We start from the raw sequence: 532 nt of genomic DNA, 5'->3' as shown, positions 1-532 counted from the left end.
ATAAATTATTTACGGGCATAGTTCAATGGCAGAATAGCGGTCTCCAAAACCGTTGATGGGAGTTCGAATCTCTCTGCCCGTGCAAATAGAGTAAAACCATGAACGTTAAAAATTTTGTCATAGAATCGATAGATGAGATGAAAAACAAGGTCACTTGGCCTTCGTACTCATTTCTACAAAACAGTGCTGTTTTGGTACTGGTAGCCTCATTGATCTTCGCCCTGGTAATCGGTGTGATAGATTTAGGCTTCGACTTATTCTAATCGCATAAAATTTACTGATGGCTGAACATAAGTGGTACGTACTACGGGTGGTAGCAGGGCAAGAGAAAAAGGCCAAGTCTTACTTGGATAATGAAATTGTCCGGAATAAACTCGAGGATTACATTCCCGAGGTATTAATTCCTTCCGAGAAAGTTTACGAAATGCGCAATGGCAAAAAAAGAGTCAGAGAGAAGAATTTCTTCCCTGGCTATGTTTTGGTTCATGCGGATTTGACTCATGGTGAAGCCAATCACGTAATTACAAGCATA

2 protein-coding genes and 1 tRNA gene are annotated in these 532 nt (G+C 40.4%); all 3 read left to right on the top strand.

The window, feature by feature from the left end:
- Positions 1 to 11: 11 nt before the first annotated feature.
- Positions 12 to 82: transfer RNA gene (locus ACK4HU_RS22010), tRNA-Trp, on the top strand.
- 16 nt (positions 83 to 98) lie between these two features.
- On the top strand, positions 99 to 263 hold the full coding sequence (gene secE / locus ACK4HU_RS22005; protein WP_409810373.1) for a preprotein translocase subunit SecE: 165 nt from the start codon (positions 99 to 101) through the stop codon (positions 261 to 263).
- A gap of 17 nt (positions 264 to 280) precedes the next feature.
- The coding region (locus tag ACK4HU_RS22000) for a transcription termination/antitermination NusG family protein (protein WP_409810370.1) at positions 281 to 532 on the top strand (252 nt) is incomplete at its 3' end.

It is taken from the genome of Algoriphagus sp., assembly GCF_046296635.1.
Lineage (GTDB): Bacteria > Bacteroidota > Bacteroidia > Cytophagales > Cyclobacteriaceae > Algoriphagus.
The sequence above is the reverse complement of the archived record's forward strand: the minus strand, read 5'-3'. Positions and strand labels throughout refer to the sequence as shown.

What these genes read in the sequence shown, in the direction of transcription:
- secE (WP_409810373.1), top strand. Translation starts at nt 99, where the DNA reads ATGAACGTTAAAAATTTTGTCATAGAATCGATAGATGAGATGAAAAAC.